We start from the raw sequence: 16136 nt of genomic DNA, 5'->3' as shown, positions 1-16136 counted from the left end.
AGAAAGTCGATATTAAAAATCAACAATTCCTAGAGACTATTGATTATTTTCTTTCCTCAATTTTAAGTACGCATACGCACTCAACATGATAGCTACCATCCCTATACAAGTAAGAGGAAATAGAATTGTGTTGATGAAATGATCATAAAACCAAGTATACAAAAAAACACCTCCCATAGTTTAAAATCACATTAATAAACATTAGCTTAGAAGGATTCAACGGATTGTAAGAGTTATTTCATCATAAGAAAAATCAGGAAAATGAACCTTTTATCCTCTCTGTTTCTTTCTATTTTTCAAAAAAGCAACAAGAAGTAGCAGAAGAGGAATAATCGCAGAGAGGGGAATATACAAAACAAACATCTCTATCCCCAATCCTTCATGGAGGTGTTCTTGAAAATTGCTAGAAATCGTCATTGACATAAATAGAATCATAAGCCCTATAGGATATGAAAGTCGTGAAGGTGATTTAATCTTAAATAAGTTGGCCATTCCTATGACAGCCGCATAAAGCAACACACTTATCTTAAAGAAGCCACCGGTAACTAAAGCAATCATAAAAAACACATCAAGACGTTCTAAAAAGTCAGCTACTTGGATGCTTTGTATGGTGCTAAGAAGAGGAAATTGGGAACGTTCAGTCAAATCAACCCCAAGTACACTAATGTTAATCAGCATGGCAATAGTCAAGTTGATGCCAGCTAATCCTGATGCACATAACATGGTCACTTTGGCTTTCTTTGGGTTTTTTAAATACGGTAAAATCATTGTAAACACAATTGCTTCACTAAAAGGAAAATACAAGATTTGAGTAAAAACAACTTTCAAGGGTGGGAATATCCCTTCTTCAAGTACTGGTTGTAAGTTCGTAATATCGATTAACCCCGAACATACAATCAGAATAAAGCCAGTAATGGCTAGGATATACATGATTATAAAAAAGATTTCTCCTGATCGGGCTATTACTTCGATACCTTTGCGAACTGTATAAATAATAACAAGAATCAATAAAGCATTCGCAATGAACAAAGGGGTATCAGGATAGGCAAAGGTTAACAGCATCTCGCCGATATCACGTAGAACCCTTGCTACATTATAAATAAAATAAAAGATATAAAGAAAGGCCAGTACGCTTCCTATGGATTTACCTAAAATTTTTTGCATGTACTCTGTAGGTAAAATATCTGGATAGTACGAGTAAAGTTTATTATAGACTAGAAACAGAACAAAACTAAATACTGTTCCGAGCAGAATTGCAAACCAAGCATCCTGTTTTGCGTCCATGGCAATAGGTAACAATAGAGTAGTACCCAGCTCAAACAAAACCATTAAGATAAAAAGCTGACTGGCACTAATTTTAGCTTTCTCCATTCAATCCGCCTTCCTTTTCAACTGTATTTAAGGAAATATTTTAATTTTTTGGATTAGCCTTTACTGTTTTCACCACTTCCGATTTTTCGAACGTTATGTAATAGATACTAGATTTACTTTAAGGTTAACTCTAGGGTAAAAGTATTCTTTCCACGGGTAAGAACTTTACTGGGGAATTTAACAGAGATGACAATATTCCATATGAAAATTAGCTAGTTAAAGGTATTTTTCCCATGCTTCTTCCTATTTTTAAAGAAAGCTACAAGAAGAAGTAAAGGAGGAACAATTCCAATTAGAGGAATGTGGATAGTAAGCATTGCCACCTTCAGTCCTTCATGGTTATGTTCTTGAACATTACTCGCAATGGTAATGGACAAAAAGAGAATGATGAGCCCTAAAGGATACGATAACCGTGAAGGTGATTTAACCTTGAACAGACTAGCAGTTCCTACGACAGCTGCATAAAATAGTACACAGATTTTAAAGAAGATAGTGATGATTAAGGCAAGCATAAAAAATACATCAAGCCGTTCTAAAAAATTAGCTACTTGGATGCTCTCCACTGTGCTAAGAAGTGGATACTGTGAACGTGCAGTTAAATCAACTCCCAATACACAAACATTAATGAGCATTGTAATAATTAAATTGATTCCACTTAATCCACTTGCACATAGCATGGTCACCTTTGCTTTCTTAGGATTATTTAAATACGGTAAAATCATGGTAAATACAATGACTTCTGTAAATGGAAAATACAAAGTTTGAGTAAATACCACTTTTAGGACAGGAAATAAACCTTCTTCCAAAATAGGTTGTAAATTTTTAATCTCGATTAATCCAGAAGATACAATTAAAATAAAACCAGCAACCGCAAGGACATACATAAAAATAAAAAGCAGTTCTCCGGATCGAGCTATGACCTCAATTCCTTTTCTAATGGTATAAATAATGACAAGCATTAACAATGCATTCGCGATGAATAAAGGGGTATCAGCATAGGCAAAAGTTAACAACATCTCACCAAAATCCCGTAGAACCCTTGAGGCATCGTACATAAAGTAAAGAATGTAAACAAAGGCTAGTACGGTTCCAAGTACTTTTCCTAGAATCCTTTGCATATATTCTGTAGGCAAAAGGTTGGGATAATAGGTATAAAGCTTATGATAGACTAATAAGAGAATGAAACTGCATACCATTCCAAGCAGAATCGCAAGCCACGCATCTTGTTTGGCATCTATTGCAAGTGGTACCAGCAAAGCACTCCCCAGTTCAAACAGGACCATTAAAATAAAGAGCTGACTAGCACTAATTTTAGCTTTCTCCATTCACTGGCACCCCCTTTTTTTACTTTTGATTCTCTTTTACCCCTGAAAGAAACGATTTATTTCGTAAGCCAGCTCGACGTATATAGGCTTCCACTGTAATATCTACATCTAACTTCGGAAAGTACACATCATTCCATTCCATTTTCATTTTCTTAAATTGATTTGGTCTAGTACGGTGAACTACTTCTCCAAATCCCAAAATATCCGTTTTGTTTTTTTGGGCACGTTCAATAGCTGTCTTTAGCTCTTTTTTAATTTCTTTCCTCACGGATTGTTCGATTTTTGTAATGACCTTTGGATTGGTGATATCAACAGGTACCTCCATGTCACCGATATCTCCTTCAACACGTGTATGAACAGAAATATGAGGTTTGCCATTCTTCACTTGAGCAGACACACTTGTTTTTTGTCGTACAGTTTGATAAGCAATAGCTTCTTTCTTTCCTGCCCAATCAATATTAATATCCGTTCCTTGGATTTTATCAAGAATCCATACCGTTCCTCTTGCTGGTTTTCCATACAACCAATCTACTAGCTTTCCCTGTTTTAAGACAGCAATTCCAGAAGCACGAAGCGTTGCTTCGGGTGCACTTTCCTGAAGGTTATCCAGCTTTTGTGCTTGCTGGGGATTTCCATCTAGACGAAATCCTGATACGACAGTTCCACTTCCGGGAGATTCAAGGCTCTTCATCACCTCTTGAAGCGATGTTTTTACATTCTCTCCCCATTTTCTTTCCGTAAATTCTAAGGTTTTCAGCACTTTATTCGCTGGAATCTTATCAACCGGCGTTAACGTTTTCACTAGATCAGCTGCAGACGAATGGTTGGCAATCACGAGGGTGGAAGTATTTCGAAATTCTGGATCTCGATCAAACGCATCAATTAATGTATCAAGCCCTTCTTCTTTAGCCAATTTTTCACCAACCACGACCAAGTTTGTATGAGCATAATACAATCGTCGAGAAATTCTGCCCGAAGCCCGTCTACTTGCTTCGACTACATTGTCTCCTGAAGCTGAATAAATGGTAATAGGAGGGCTTTGAGTACCGCCTCCCCCTCCTTGTATACCAGCCACATTCCCTGGATTAATAATTTGGAGCGTTATGTGATATCTTCCATCTTTTGTTTTATCGACGCCCAGAGCTGCCACGATAGCAAGGTCAGTTAACTCTTTTTTACTCCAACAACTGGTGAGCAAGATGGTTACCGTCATCATCAATAAAAGAAAAACTCCTTTACGCTTCATTGTTGTCACCTTCTTCAAAATCACGATTCACCATACCACGAGATGCAGGGGGGTGCGGGTTTTGATTTGATCCTTCTCGAATCGTGTTAGCAGTAATTAATCGCGGTCTTTGTCTCAGTGTCCACCACGGTAATCTTATAACGGTATCTCCATTGTTTACAGGGATGAAGGGAGCAAATGGAGCCATATAAGGTACCCCAAACGAACGTAAACTGCATAAATGTACAACCATCATTAAAAGGCATAAAATGATGCCATAGAAACCAAATGTTGCTGCGCCAATCATAAACAAAAACCGAATTAAGCGAGCTGAAATCGCCATATCAAAAGAAGGTGTGGCAAAACTGGCAATGGCTGTGATCGATACAATGATAACCATTGCTGGTGACACAATACTTGCTTGAACGGCTGCTTGACCAATTACAAGGGCCCCGACAATGGATACGGCTGAACCAATAGCTTTAGGTAAACGTATCCCTGCTTCTCGTAAGATTTCAAAGGTTAGCTCCATAAGAAGGGCTTCCACAAATGCTGGAAAAGGAACAGCTTCCCTCTGTGCCGCAATTGCTACAATGAGCGTGGTTGGTACCATTTCCTGATGGAAGGTTGTTACCGCGACATAGGTAGCAGGCGCGATAAGCGAAATCATAAACATAAAAATACGTAAAAGACGAATTGAGGTTGCAATGTCAAAACGCGCATAATAATCTTCAGCCGATTGGAAGAATTGCATGAACAAAGCAGGTGCAATCAGTACAAAGGGGGTTCCATCCACAAATATAGCAATCCGCCCTTCTAGTAGGTTTCCTGCTACAACGTCAGGTCTCTCCGTGTTGTACATAGTTGGAAAAGGGGTGAATGTTTGATCCTCTATTAGTTGTTCAATATAACCTGATTCCAAAATGCTATCGATATCAATTCGCTTCAATCGCTGACGAATTTCTTTAACGACTTTATCATTGGCAATGCCATGTATGTACATAAATGTCACATCTGTCTTTGTTACGCGTCCTACTTTTAAAGACTCCATCCATAAATCAGGGGTTTTAATGATGCGGCGTACCATAGCTGTATTGGTCCCAAGAGACTCGGTAAAGGCCCCTTTTGGTCCTCGCACCACCATTTGAGTAGTAGATTCCGCGATGGAACGTTTTTCTCCACCTTTGGTGCTAGCACTCAGTGCTTGTTTTACTCCATCCACTAGGATAAGAGTATCTCCTGCCATTAAAGATGCAAATAAATCATCCAAGCTAGTGATGAAGGATATGTTTCCAATTGTCATTATATCTTTAGAAAGGAGGTCTATCGCATTGTGCTGATTTAATTCTTCTTTATGATCATCCTTCATCATAGATTGCAGTAGATAATCTTGAATCGACTGATTGTCTACAATTCCTTCTACATAGACAATCGCTGTTTTTATGTCGGAAGCCCCTCCCATTTTTATCTCACGAATAACGACATCTGAACTATTTCCGGTTTTCTGCTTAATCATGTTAAGGTTGTCTGATAATGAAAATTGTATCCATTCTATTTGATGATCAGGAGTTTGATTTTCTTCACTCTGTGATCGTTTCTTTTTTGGTTTGCGATCTTTAAAAAACGAAGGCATAGATTTAAGCACCCTTCTTTAAATTTTTATTAATTTAACCATATAGAAACTTTTTATGTAAAAATTAACAATAAATATTTATGTATCATCATAGAAGAAAAAGAAAAACCTATTAAATGGAGCGTGATTGATATGAAAATCATAGGTATTAGCCTTTTAATGATGGGATGCTTAATGGGGTTTTCTTTAGGCATTGATATTCTTCAAGGATTTGATGTTTCTCAGGCGTTGTACAACGCCTTGAGTCCTTTTCGAGTAATGGAAGTTGCCGAATTATTTGTGCTCTTTTTTCTTCTTTTTCTTTTTTTTGCTGAATCTGCATATCTTTTTATAAAGAAGAGGAATCAAAGCAAGTAACTGCATACTTATAAATCGCTTTTTGAAAAAAGGAAATGGAAATAATAGAGATGTAGTTCAGGCTATTCGTTTCAATTGGTTCTTTTATTAATGAAGATTCACATAAGATAATTCATTGTCTATATTCATTAACTGGTTTTTTATCCACTCCTTCACATTGTTCATTCTGGAATCAAACGCCATTTGAAAGAGACCAGTTAACTGAAAATCGGTGAAATGACTTCCTTTTAATTTGAGAAAAGCCTCCTCATAAGAAGAGAAATGAAGCTGTCTGAATAAAAAATCGACCATTGCCTCCCGAACGTATTCTTCATTTTTCCAACAATTCATGGGAACATGAGCAAATTGCCAAGGTTTAAAGACTCCAGGATAAACAGCCTCTACTACTTGAAAAGGGGATTGGCCGAACAGGGAAAAGACACCTCTCAGGCTATGTTGACTAAAAAAGTGAATATTAACCTGAATAGGAATCTCTTTAAGAGGGATTTTTAGTTTTTCCTCTATTACGTACTTTACTGCTTCAATAGCTCGTTTTTTTCCTTCGTCTCCATCCCAATATTTATCAGGAACTTGTTGAAACTGCCAAGCTTTAAATCTTCCTGGATAAGCGTTATCAATGACTTCGTAATAATTCCATTCATAAAGCATAGCAGGTGGTTTAAGACGGTTAGACCATAAAGTGCCTGCCGTTACCTGTAGAGGAATCTCGTGAATAGGAATCGATAATCGTTGCTCAAGTAGATAGCATGTCATATAGCGCATATATTTTTTTCCTTCATTACCTACAAAGAAATAGTTAGGAAAACGTTTTCTTTTCTTTTCTAGAACATCTTGATAAATATCGATGACTTGTTCTCTATTCACTATCCAAAGCCCCTTTTGAGAAAGTATATTTGTTTATTATTATGTATAATAATGGGATTTATATACGGATGGAGCTGAATCTGATAAGATACATAATGAAAAGAAAAGCTACTGATCCTTTATCAGTAGCTTTTCTTTTCATTATGTAAATAGGGATATGGGAATTGATAAAGGAAAAATAATATACGTGTGCATATTGATTCTTGAAACCAAACTCCAACAAGTCCGCCATCCTTTCTAAGCTACGATTTTTTTGTGTTTAAAACAAAAATGTAATCGCTTTCCACTTTGAATTGTTGTAAAATAAAAAAGGCATGTTAATTGGAGATTTTTCGAAATGTCATCTTAACTCATTGAGCCTATTCCCACATAACAGCACAAGGGAATAGGTTTTTTTATGCAATTATAGATATAATATTTAAACCCAAATTTGAAATAGGATTATTTGTATAAATTTAACAATAACACAAAATATACCGTTCATAAAAGTTATACTTTTACGAACTCCAATATTTTTCATTAGTTCATCTTTTATAGGTAATTCAATATTCCCTTTGATCTTATCAAAAATAAATATGTAAATTGCTGTGGCTTTTAAAAAAATTCACAATAGCTTTTCTTTTATTAACTCTTGAAAGGGAATGGGATAATCTAGGTTCTTATCTACTGTTATCATACGAGGCATAGAAACGTGCGAAAAAGCCAAGGCTTTCTTAAAAAAGCGCTTGGCGGATCGTTTATCTCTTGATTCACTTAAATAAAAATCAATCGTATTTCCTTCTGGATCAACGGCACGATACAGATACATCGATTCACCTTTTACTTTCACATATTTTTCATCAACTCTCCAGGAATTATTAGTTGTCTTAAGATGACATCGTACTCGTTCATCTAGTCCAGGTTCATATTGATGTACTAAACGCATATTAGTTGTGTGAGCAATAGTGATCCGTGTTCTGCCATCATTTCCACTAAATCACGAAAACCGAGGTTTTACTGTAGGTAACATCTTACCGTTAATAAAATGATGTCAGGCTGGTAATATTTCTATTTGAATAAAAAAGTGATTTTCCGTACTCATCACGCTCCTTTTTTTGTTAAATTATAATTTAAAAGTATAAGTATAAAAAAAATACACAAAATATGGCATAAGTTACTTATTAATAAGGAGTATATTATGACGAAAGAAGAAACATCTCTAAAAGAAGATCTAGCTTCTAATATTGCCTATTTAAAAAATGGTATTGGGCAAAGTAGTGACATTTTATTTCAAGATTTCTCTATTGGCCAAGGTAAAACTCCTGCTATGTTAATTCTTACAGAAGGGTTAACAGAAACTTTGCTAATTTCAGACCAAGTTGTTCGTCCTCTTCAGCATCAAGAATTTTGCCTGAAACAAAATTTAATAAAATGTATCTCCTCTTCTATTTTAGGAATTAAGACTGATCAACTAAGAACTTTTTCAGAGATTGGAAAGGCAGTACTTCAAGGTAATGGTGTGCTATTAGTAGAAGGTTATTCAACTGGACTATCTATTGAAATGAAAAAGGTACAACAACGCTCCCTAGAAGATCCTGAAAACGAATCGATGCTTCGTGGACCAAAAGTAGGTTTTATTGAAGAGCTTCGTACAAATACAGCACTTATTCGCCAAAGAGCCAATGATCCTAATTTGACTATTAAAGAAATGCTTGTTGGAGAACGAAATGAAAAGAAAATTGCATTGTTATTTATTAAAGGATTAACAGACCGAGAGTTAGTTGAAGATATGATAAAGCGTATTAATAATATTAAAATTGATGATCCTATGGAATCAGGATATATTGAACAGCTTATTGAAGATTATCCTTACTCCATTTTTCCACAAGTCCAAACAACAGAACGACCTGATCGAGTTGTTGCTGCTTTATTAGAAGGTAAAATAGGAATTTTATTAGACGGAACACCTTTTGCAACGATAGCCCCAATTACATTTGATGGAATTTTACAAACCCCAGATGACTATTATCAACGCTGGATTCCAAGTACATTATTAAGGATTCTTCGTTATTTATCTATATTTATTACTATTTTTTTACCTGGTCTTTATATTGCGTTTGTTGCTTTTCATCCTGGGTTATTACCAACTACTATGGCCCTTGCTATAGCTGGAAGTCGCCAAAATGTACCTTTTCCACCTTTAGTCGAAGCTTTACTTATGGAAATTACAATTGAATTATTAAGAGAAGCTGGTTTAAGACTTCCTAAACCCATTGGTCAAACTTTGGGATTGGTAGGCGGAGTAGTAATTGGACAAGCTGCTGTCCAGGCCAATATTGTGAGTGCTCTAATGGTTGTTATTGTTGCAGTGACAGCTACAGCATCATTTACGATACCACAGTATGAATTTAGCTTATCCTTACGAGTTCTAAGGTTTATTAATATGATTAGTGCTAGTATTTTTGGCTTGTTTGGCGTCATTATGGGTTTTCTACTTTTAATAGGTCACTTATGCCAACTAGAAAGTTTTAAATATGAATTTTATGAGCCTATTCTAGCAAAAGACCGAAAAGACCTAAAAGATGCACTTCTTCGTTTACCTTTAAAACTCCTACCAACTCATACTCAAAAACCAAAGCGACTTTCATCCAAAAAGCAAAGGTGAAATTATGATTAAAACGACTAAAAAACTTACCATGCTTCAAACGGCTATCTTTATAACATGTACAACTATTGGTAATGGAACTCTTGTCTTACCAAGAACAATTACAACAAAATTGCATTCTCCTGATGGCTGGATCATCGTACTTATTCTTGGTATTGCCTTTATCATTGTTAGCTTACTAATGTTACATGTAGCATGTAAAACTCCTACTAAAACAATTTTTGAATTAAATCAGATGATTTTTGGAGAAATTTTTGGAAGGTTCTTAAATATATTATTAGTTATTTATTTCTTAACATTAGTTATATATCAAGTAAGAGGATTAGCAGAGATTATTCAGTTTTTCTTATTATCTAACACTCCTATCTTTGTTACTATAGGTGTTTTTCTGTTGGTTGCTATTTATCATGTAAGGGGAGGTATGTATTCCATAAGTAAAGTTTTTTCCTTCTTATTTCCAATTACTTTTTTTGTATACTTCTTTTTAATGGGATCTAGCTTAAAGATTTTTGAGAGTTCTAACCTTCACCCTATCTTAGAAAAAAATATATTTTCTTCATGGACCCCATATATAGATGGCTTTGTATACTTTTCTGGTTTTGAAGTGATTTTTATCTTAATTCCTTTTATGCAAAAAATAGAAAGTGCCAAAAAAGCACTTATTATTGGCTTAACTCTACCCACATTATTCTACATAACTTCCCTTATATGTGTTATAGGGGCAATGGGGGTTTCAGAGACAATTACTCTTACTTGGCCTACCATTTCATTAATTCAATCATTCGAAATTCAAGGTGTTTTTTTTCAAAGATTTGATATGTTTTTACTTACCATTTGGATATTTCAATTTTTTTCAACAGCCACTAGCGTGCTTAGTACTACAAATATTGGTATTAAAACCATCATTCGTTCATCTAGAAAGAATTACATTTTGTTGACTCTATTCCTTGTACCTTTTATAAGTTGCCTTATTCCTAATAGTATCATTGCTTTTTTTAAATTTGGCCATGTGCTGAATTATGGTTTTTTATTTTCCTTTATAAGTATGGCTTTTACCTATACTGTTCAATTTTTTTTGAGTAGAAAAAGGAGGGTTTCCCTATAAAAAAATTTAATGTAAAAAAAAGACTCTTCATCTTTATTATATGTATATTTCTTACTGGATGTTGGGATGTAAAAGATTTGAAACGACTTTCATTTGTTAGTGGACTAGCACTTGATGAACGCGAGGATAAAAAGATTGAATTAATTTACCAGATTCTATTACCCCAAAGTTCTATGGATTCTAACGGTACAGGTGTACCTCAAACAATTATCGTACAATCTGTAGGGAAAAATTTATTAGAAGCTGTAAGTAATGTGGCTTTAAAAGAAGATCGAATTTACAGCGAACATTTAAAAGTATTCTTAATTGGTGAAAACTTAGCAAAGCATCGAAATATTAAAGGTTTAATTAATCATTTTATACGCGATGATGAAGTAAGAAGAAGTTCATACGTTATACTTACTAAAGGTAAAGCCAGTATGGCTATTAAAATGCCTGTAAAAAAGAAAATATCCTCTGAAAAAATCTTTGATATTTCCCGAAATGAAATTTATAATGGGAAAATTTTGACTCCTATGCGCTTAGGAAAAGCCTCCGAATATCTGCAAGCAAAGACAAGCTTCCTTATCCAAGCTCTTCGTACTAATAAAGGAGAAATCATATACGATGGTGCAGGCATTATCGATGCGAAAAAACAAAGATTAAAGGGGTTTATCTCTCCTAAGGATGTTCAAAGTATACAATGGTTAAAAGGTGAAACTAAAGGCGGGGTCATACCCTCCAAAATAGATAAAAAACCCTTAACATATGAAATTCTATCACTAAATAGTAAAGTTAATCCTGAGATAAAAGATGGACGACTATCCTTTAATATATTCGTTAAAGCTAAAGGAAAGATATCGGAAGATTGGGATCCACATGAGAATTCCTTTGGGAAACCGTACTCACATCAAGTACAAGAAGTTATCGAGAAGAAAATGGAGAAGGATATGAGACATGCCATGAATACTCTTCAAAAAAAATATAAAATAGATCCGATACAACTAGGCTCTTATGTTCATAATAAATATCCTAATTATTGGAGAAATCATAAAAAAAATTGGGATGAGATTTTCTCGCAAACTTCTATAAATTATTTTGTACAAGTGAAAGTAACCAATTTTGGTACAAAAGGGTATCAATAATATACATTAAAAAGTTCTGATGCAAATATTTTTGTAACATATAAAGAAACGAATAATCTTTTTCTGTTTACCAGGTGGTCCACTTCTATACTCCTTAGTATAGAAGTGGATGTATATAATGATTTTAATGGTTCTGGTGCAAAAAGGAGAGCGTGAAATATTTTGTGTAAATGAATAAATGCAAAAAGGAAGACATTTTCTTGTAGAATTAAGTCACCACAACCAATTCAAAGAAAGAGTCACTTGAACGCTTCCTCGTTTCCCAATTTGACCAGTATAATCAGCGCTTTGCGACAAGATTTCACATTGGTTTTGACCAAGCTCGCGCAGAGCTACAAATGATGTTTAAAACAAACTAGTGAATAACGTCTATAAGAAAAGGGAATTCGTATTTACACAAAATTATTAACGGTCCCTCTGATACCTATAACATCCATTATGTGAACTGAACAAGTATAGGTTATACAGTCTAAAAACAGAAGGAACTACTGTCCCCCAACAGTAGTTCCTTCTTGTAATATAAGTGCATTTTGGATGATCTAATTTACCTGAAGTAGTTTATACAGAAAGAATGATTGACGAATGACTCACAGAGACAGATTCTTTTTTAGTTATTTACTAACTTCCACTACGAATGGAACTATAAAGACTTTGTTACTACGCTGAAACTCTCCCCAAATTTTATAGATGCCAGGTGAAGGAAATGTGGTATGGAACATAGCTTTAGATCCTTTTATCCTTTCATCCATTGGGTGTACGTGCAGATATTTTGTTGCGTCTTGATTTAGAATGACAACGTGTCCTACAGCTCCAAGGTATGGTTGTAAATCCTGAATAGGCTGTTTGGTTTTAGCGTCTTCAAAATGAAAATTTAGCATAGTTTCCTGATTCGCTTTTAGCTGGCTATCTATTTTAAGAGACACTTGATTTCCATTAACAGTTTTTAATAATTTCTTATCAGGTATAAGGCTAACAGGGGCTGATGTATTTCCCTTAACAGAAACCGTATGCATTTGAACTGTATCCGATTGTCCTTTCGGTACAAAGTCAGCAATTAATTTAAATGATCCTCCCTGAGTAAACGTAACAGGTACTGTAAACACACCTTTTCCCTTATAAGTAGGATGGATGTGTTGATATTTTGACAAGTCTTTGGTTGCAACAATCAGATGCATTTTCTTTTCGTGATTTACCTCAAATTCGGAAATAGGCTTCCCTTTATTATCTTTGATTGTGATTGTTAACTGATTGGTTGTATTAGCCTGAGGATAATGTTCAAACTTCCAATCGGTTTGTACGGCAACTTGTTGTTTTTCTTTTGAAGAATCGTTATGGTCCATGTTTGCCATGTCGTGTTTCATCTGCTTATATTCAGAATCCTTATTACATGCTACCAAAGAAATCATAGTTAAGAGAGATACCGCGACAAATAGTAACTTTTTCATATATACACCCTTTCATTGTAATAAGTACTGCTGCCCACCATTTATATCAAATAGATGTGGAGAAACTGTGCAGACCTATCTATACAAGGATAGCCTCTATACCCAAACACAGAATTAAGTAAAAATCGATAAGTAATTACGTAAACTTACTTATAATAAATTGTGTTTAATAAAAATAAGAAATCTTAAAAGGCATGCGTATTAATACGCATGCCTTTTAAGTGACCTTTCATAAAAAATCCCAAAATATAAATACCAGATAATGCTTATAGGGTTTGTCAAAAATTATTTTATCCAATAAATGTCGACTGTTAAATATGGAAATATAATCAATTAAATAGGTTTTTTGGATAATATTAGTGAAATAGATACAATTACATAACTAGAAAGGTATGTAAAATGATTATAAACTATACTTCTACCGACGGTATATTTGATATTGTTTCACAACGTTAATGAGATTAAATTTACTCCTTCTTGCGAACTTCCACTAGAAATAATTTTTTATCAAAGACTCCTCTTTTATCAGCTTTATGTCGTCTAACTCTCTCCAAATCTTCGATGGAAAATCCATGACACTTTGTTAATCCATAGATTACTTCTAATAAATCTGCAAGTTCTTCTATAGCCTCATTTGAGTTAGAAGCTGCTAAATACTCATTTAATTCTTCCTGACTTTTCCTTTGAAGTTCTATTAAATAATCCTGTTCTGTTAAAACTTCAACCACACACTCGCCTTCGAATTCTTGAATAATTTCGGGTATGCGGTCTCTAATTAGTTTATTATAAATGGTCATATATCTTATCTCCTTTATAATTAGAGTGTTTACTATACAGACGTAGCAGAACTATCTAAACAAAAAAACAAGCCTTTGAAAACAAATGCTTGTTTTTGTTTAGAACTTATTAATATAAACTGTTAGAAGGTATTTTTATTTGTATCTACATTGATTAGTTTTTTACATTTTCATATTCAACAACACGTTTCATTGCTTGAATGTGTCCTAAATGATTGGATTCATGTAATACGGCCAAACCTGCTAATTCTTCAAAAGTTTCAAATCCCATAAATGGTTTTTGAAGTGTTTCCTTTAATTGTTCATTTGGAATTTGCTGAAGACGAATGGCCTGATCCTTGAGCTGAATAATCAATTCGTCTAAGCTAGGCACCTCATCCTTCCAATCAGCTGGTTTTGTACCATTACCAAACAATTCGATATAGTTTGCTGGAAGGTAAGTCGTTTTTTTTGGAAAGCCAAACATTAATTGCTCAGTGAATGTTAATACATGACCAACATGCCAATGAATTGTATTGTTAAAACCATCTGGCTGAACACTTGCTACTTCTTTAGAAATAGATTCTACATTTCTTATAAAGTAATCCTTTGCCACTTTAAACTGCTTAAATACTAATTCATTCATATAGTCTCACTACCTTATAATCATTATTTTTCACTTTAATATTCCTATACAGGTATTTGATATTTAGGTGAGAAAGAACGTAATCTCACAACAGAATGCTTTAAATATCTAACTAGCTGATTTATTTCATCTTCAGTGGTTAGTGCTCCTATACTTATACGAATTGAGCTTCTAATCTCGTCATCTGTCTTTCCAATTGCTTTTAATACATGTGAAAGTTTTGATGAAGTAGAGCTACATGCGGAAGCAATAGATACACAAATTCCTAATTCATTTAACATACTGGCTAAGGATTCCCCTCTAATCCCAGAAAATTGAATGTTTATCGTGGAGGGAACATTAGCATGTATGTCTCCGTTTATTAAACAATCCTCAATTTCTGCTTGGAGATTAGTTAAGAATAAGTCACGTAGGTACTCTATCTTTGTAAAATTTAAGTATAGATCTTCTTGAACTATTTTTGCAGCAATCCCAAAACCGACAATACCTGCTACATTTTCTGTTCCAGAACGCATACCAAATTCTTGAGATCCTCCAAGGATAAGAGGAGGAATATTCACATCTTCACGTAAATATAAACACCCTACTCCCTTAGGTCCATAAATTTTATGTGCTGACATGGATAAACTATCAATTGGAAGTTCCTTTAAATTAACAGGTATTCTCCCAACTGCCTGTACTGCGTCGCAATGGAAATGAATATTGTGCTTTTTACACAGATTACCTATTTCTTTTATAGGCTGTATAGATCCAATTTCATTATTTACCATCATGACTGTAACAAGAACTGTTTGGCTAGTTATAGCTCTTTCGATATCATTAAGATTCACAATACCAGCCGAATTGACAGGTATTGTGGTAATTTGAAATCCATGATGCTTTCTTAAGTAATCACAAGTTTTTAAGATAGCTGGATGTTCAATTGCACTTGTAATAATATGCTTCCTCTTTGAATTTTCAGCTGCTATGCCCTTTAATATAGTGGAATTTGCCTCAGATCCACCACTTGTAAAAAATATATTACTATCCTCAACACCAATAAGATTAGCTATATCTTTACGTGCTATTTCAATGGCCTCTTTAGCGCGATACCCTATAGAATAAGTACTCGACGGATTTCCAAAATGATTTTGAAGATACGGTAACATACCTTCTAGTACTCTTGGATCAATAGGAGTAGTGGCATTATAGTCAAAATAAATAGGTGTATGCATTGTTAAAATGCACCTTCCCCTTCAACCAGAAATTCTTTCTGTTCAAATTTCTTTTTTGTTGGATTTGCGCACTGATTTAGAATATTTAAAGCGATATCAACACAATGAAGCTGTGAAGGTTCTAACTCACCTAACCATTCAACAACATCATCGCGTATAATAGACGAAATTTCAGCTTTAGACATACTAACTATTTTTTCTGAAACAATACTTGCTGTAGCAATAGACGTAGAGCATCCATAAGCTCTATAAGCTACATCGGAGATAACCCCTTGGTTTAACCTTAAATACATGTGTACTGTATCACCACAAATAGGATTACTGATTTCGATCACATAGTCCGCATCTGTAAGTTCACCAATATTCCTAGGATTCATAAAATGGTCACAGATTATATCATTGAACAT

14 protein-coding genes and 2 pseudogenes are annotated in these 16136 nt (G+C 34.4%); 5 read left to right on the top strand and 11 right to left on the bottom strand.

Annotated features, from left to right (window positions below; translation table 11 throughout):
• Positions 1 to 270 precede the first annotated feature (270 nt).
• The 4 genes from ACFX4G_RS25535 to ACFX4G_RS25520 form a co-directional block, all read right to left on the bottom strand.
• On the bottom strand, positions 271 to 1371 hold the full coding sequence (locus ACFX4G_RS25535) for a GerAB/ArcD/ProY family transporter (RefSeq protein ID WP_230185126.1): 1101 nt from the start codon (positions 1369 to 1371) through the stop codon (positions 271 to 273).
• 212 nt (positions 1372 to 1583) lie between these two features.
• On the bottom strand, positions 1584 to 2696 hold the full coding sequence (locus ACFX4G_RS25530; protein ID WP_340448754.1) for a GerAB/ArcD/ProY family transporter: 1113 nt from the start codon (positions 2694 to 2696) through the stop codon (positions 1584 to 1586).
• A gap of 19 nt (positions 2697 to 2715) precedes the next feature.
• Positions 2716 to 3942: a Ger(x)C family spore germination protein gene (locus ACFX4G_RS25525; RefSeq protein WP_377577767.1), complete on the bottom strand. Its 1227-nt coding sequence runs from the start codon at positions 3940 to 3942 to the stop codon at positions 2716 to 2718.
• Positions 3932 to 5554 (bottom strand): spore germination protein, encoded by a 1623-nt coding sequence (locus ACFX4G_RS25520; protein ID WP_377570806.1) that lies wholly within the window; start codon positions 5552 to 5554, stop codon positions 3932 to 3934. The genes ACFX4G_RS25525 and ACFX4G_RS25520 overlap by 11 nt, the downstream gene beginning before the upstream one ends.
• Positions 5555 to 5686: 132 nt before the next feature.
• On the opposite strand from ACFX4G_RS25520, the gene ACFX4G_RS25515 reads away from it, so the two are divergent.
• Positions 5687 to 5911, top strand: a complete 225-nt coding sequence (locus ACFX4G_RS25515; protein ID WP_029325680.1) for a YczF family membrane protein — start codon at positions 5687 to 5689, stop codon at positions 5909 to 5911.
• 87 nt (positions 5912 to 5998) lie between these two features.
• On the opposite strand, the gene ACFX4G_RS25510 is transcribed toward ACFX4G_RS25515, so the two are convergent.
• Positions 5999 to 6775, bottom strand: a complete 777-nt coding sequence (locus tag ACFX4G_RS25510; RefSeq protein WP_377577764.1) for a DUF4046 domain-containing protein — start codon at positions 6773 to 6775, stop codon at positions 5999 to 6001.
• Between the two features lie 613 nt (positions 6776 to 7388).
• Positions 7389 to 7804: pseudogene (locus tag ACFX4G_RS25505) on the bottom strand (IS6 family transposase); the annotation flags it as partial.
• Positions 7805 to 7952: 148 nt separating this feature from the next.
• On the opposite strand from ACFX4G_RS25505, the gene ACFX4G_RS25500 reads away from it, so the two are divergent.
• The 4 genes and pseudogenes from ACFX4G_RS25500 to ACFX4G_RS25485 all read left to right on the top strand — a co-directional run.
• Entirely contained in the window at positions 7953 to 9419 is a 1467-nt protein-coding gene (locus tag ACFX4G_RS25500; RefSeq protein WP_377577761.1) for a spore germination protein, read from the top strand.
• Between the two features lie 4 nt (positions 9420 to 9423).
• The gene (locus ACFX4G_RS25495; protein WP_377577758.1) at positions 9424 to 10524 is read left to right on the top strand and encodes a GerAB/ArcD/ProY family transporter; all 1101 of its coding nucleotides are present in this window, start codon (positions 9424 to 9426) and stop codon (positions 10522 to 10524) included.
• Positions 10521 to 11648, top strand: coding sequence for a Ger(x)C family spore germination protein (locus ACFX4G_RS25490; protein ID WP_377577881.1), 1128 nt, complete (start codon positions 10521 to 10523; stop codon positions 11646 to 11648). Before ACFX4G_RS25495 ends, ACFX4G_RS25490 begins: the two co-directional genes overlap by 4 nt.
• Before the next feature lie 233 nt (positions 11649 to 11881).
• Positions 11882 to 12007: pseudogene (locus tag ACFX4G_RS25485) on the top strand (IS256 family transposase); the annotation flags it as partial.
• A gap of 252 nt (positions 12008 to 12259) precedes the next feature.
• Here ACFX4G_RS25485 and ACFX4G_RS25480 read toward each other — a convergent pair.
• The 5 genes from ACFX4G_RS25480 to ACFX4G_RS25460 form a co-directional block, all read right to left on the bottom strand.
• A complete protein-coding gene (locus ACFX4G_RS25480; RefSeq protein WP_144633052.1) occupies positions 12260 to 13093 on the bottom strand; it encodes a hypothetical protein in 834 nt (277 codons plus the stop codon).
• Positions 13094 to 13560: 467 nt separating this feature from the next.
• On the bottom strand, positions 13561 to 13890 hold the full coding sequence (locus tag ACFX4G_RS25475) for a nucleoside triphosphate pyrophosphohydrolase (RefSeq protein ID WP_144633050.1): 330 nt from the start codon (positions 13888 to 13890) through the stop codon (positions 13561 to 13563).
• 154 nt (positions 13891 to 14044) lie between these two features.
• Positions 14045 to 14515, bottom strand: coding sequence for a DinB family protein (locus ACFX4G_RS25470; protein ID WP_377570521.1), 471 nt, complete (start codon positions 14513 to 14515; stop codon positions 14045 to 14047).
• A gap of 44 nt (positions 14516 to 14559) precedes the next feature.
• Positions 14560 to 15729: a cysteine desulfurase family protein gene (locus tag ACFX4G_RS25465; RefSeq protein ID WP_322552702.1), complete on the bottom strand. Its 1170-nt coding sequence runs from the start codon at positions 15727 to 15729 to the stop codon at positions 14560 to 14562.
• Between the two features lie 2 nt (positions 15730 to 15731).
• Positions 15732 to 16136, bottom strand: a complete 405-nt coding sequence (locus tag ACFX4G_RS25460) for an iron-sulfur cluster assembly scaffold protein (protein WP_322552703.1) — start codon at positions 16134 to 16136, stop codon at positions 15732 to 15734.

This window comes from Priestia sp. YIM B13486 (genome assembly GCF_042787865.1).
Lineage (GTDB): Bacteria > Bacillota > Bacilli > Bacillales > Bacillaceae_H > Priestia > Priestia megaterium.
The sequence above is the reverse complement of the archived record's forward strand: the minus strand, read 5'-3'. Positions and strand labels throughout refer to the sequence as shown.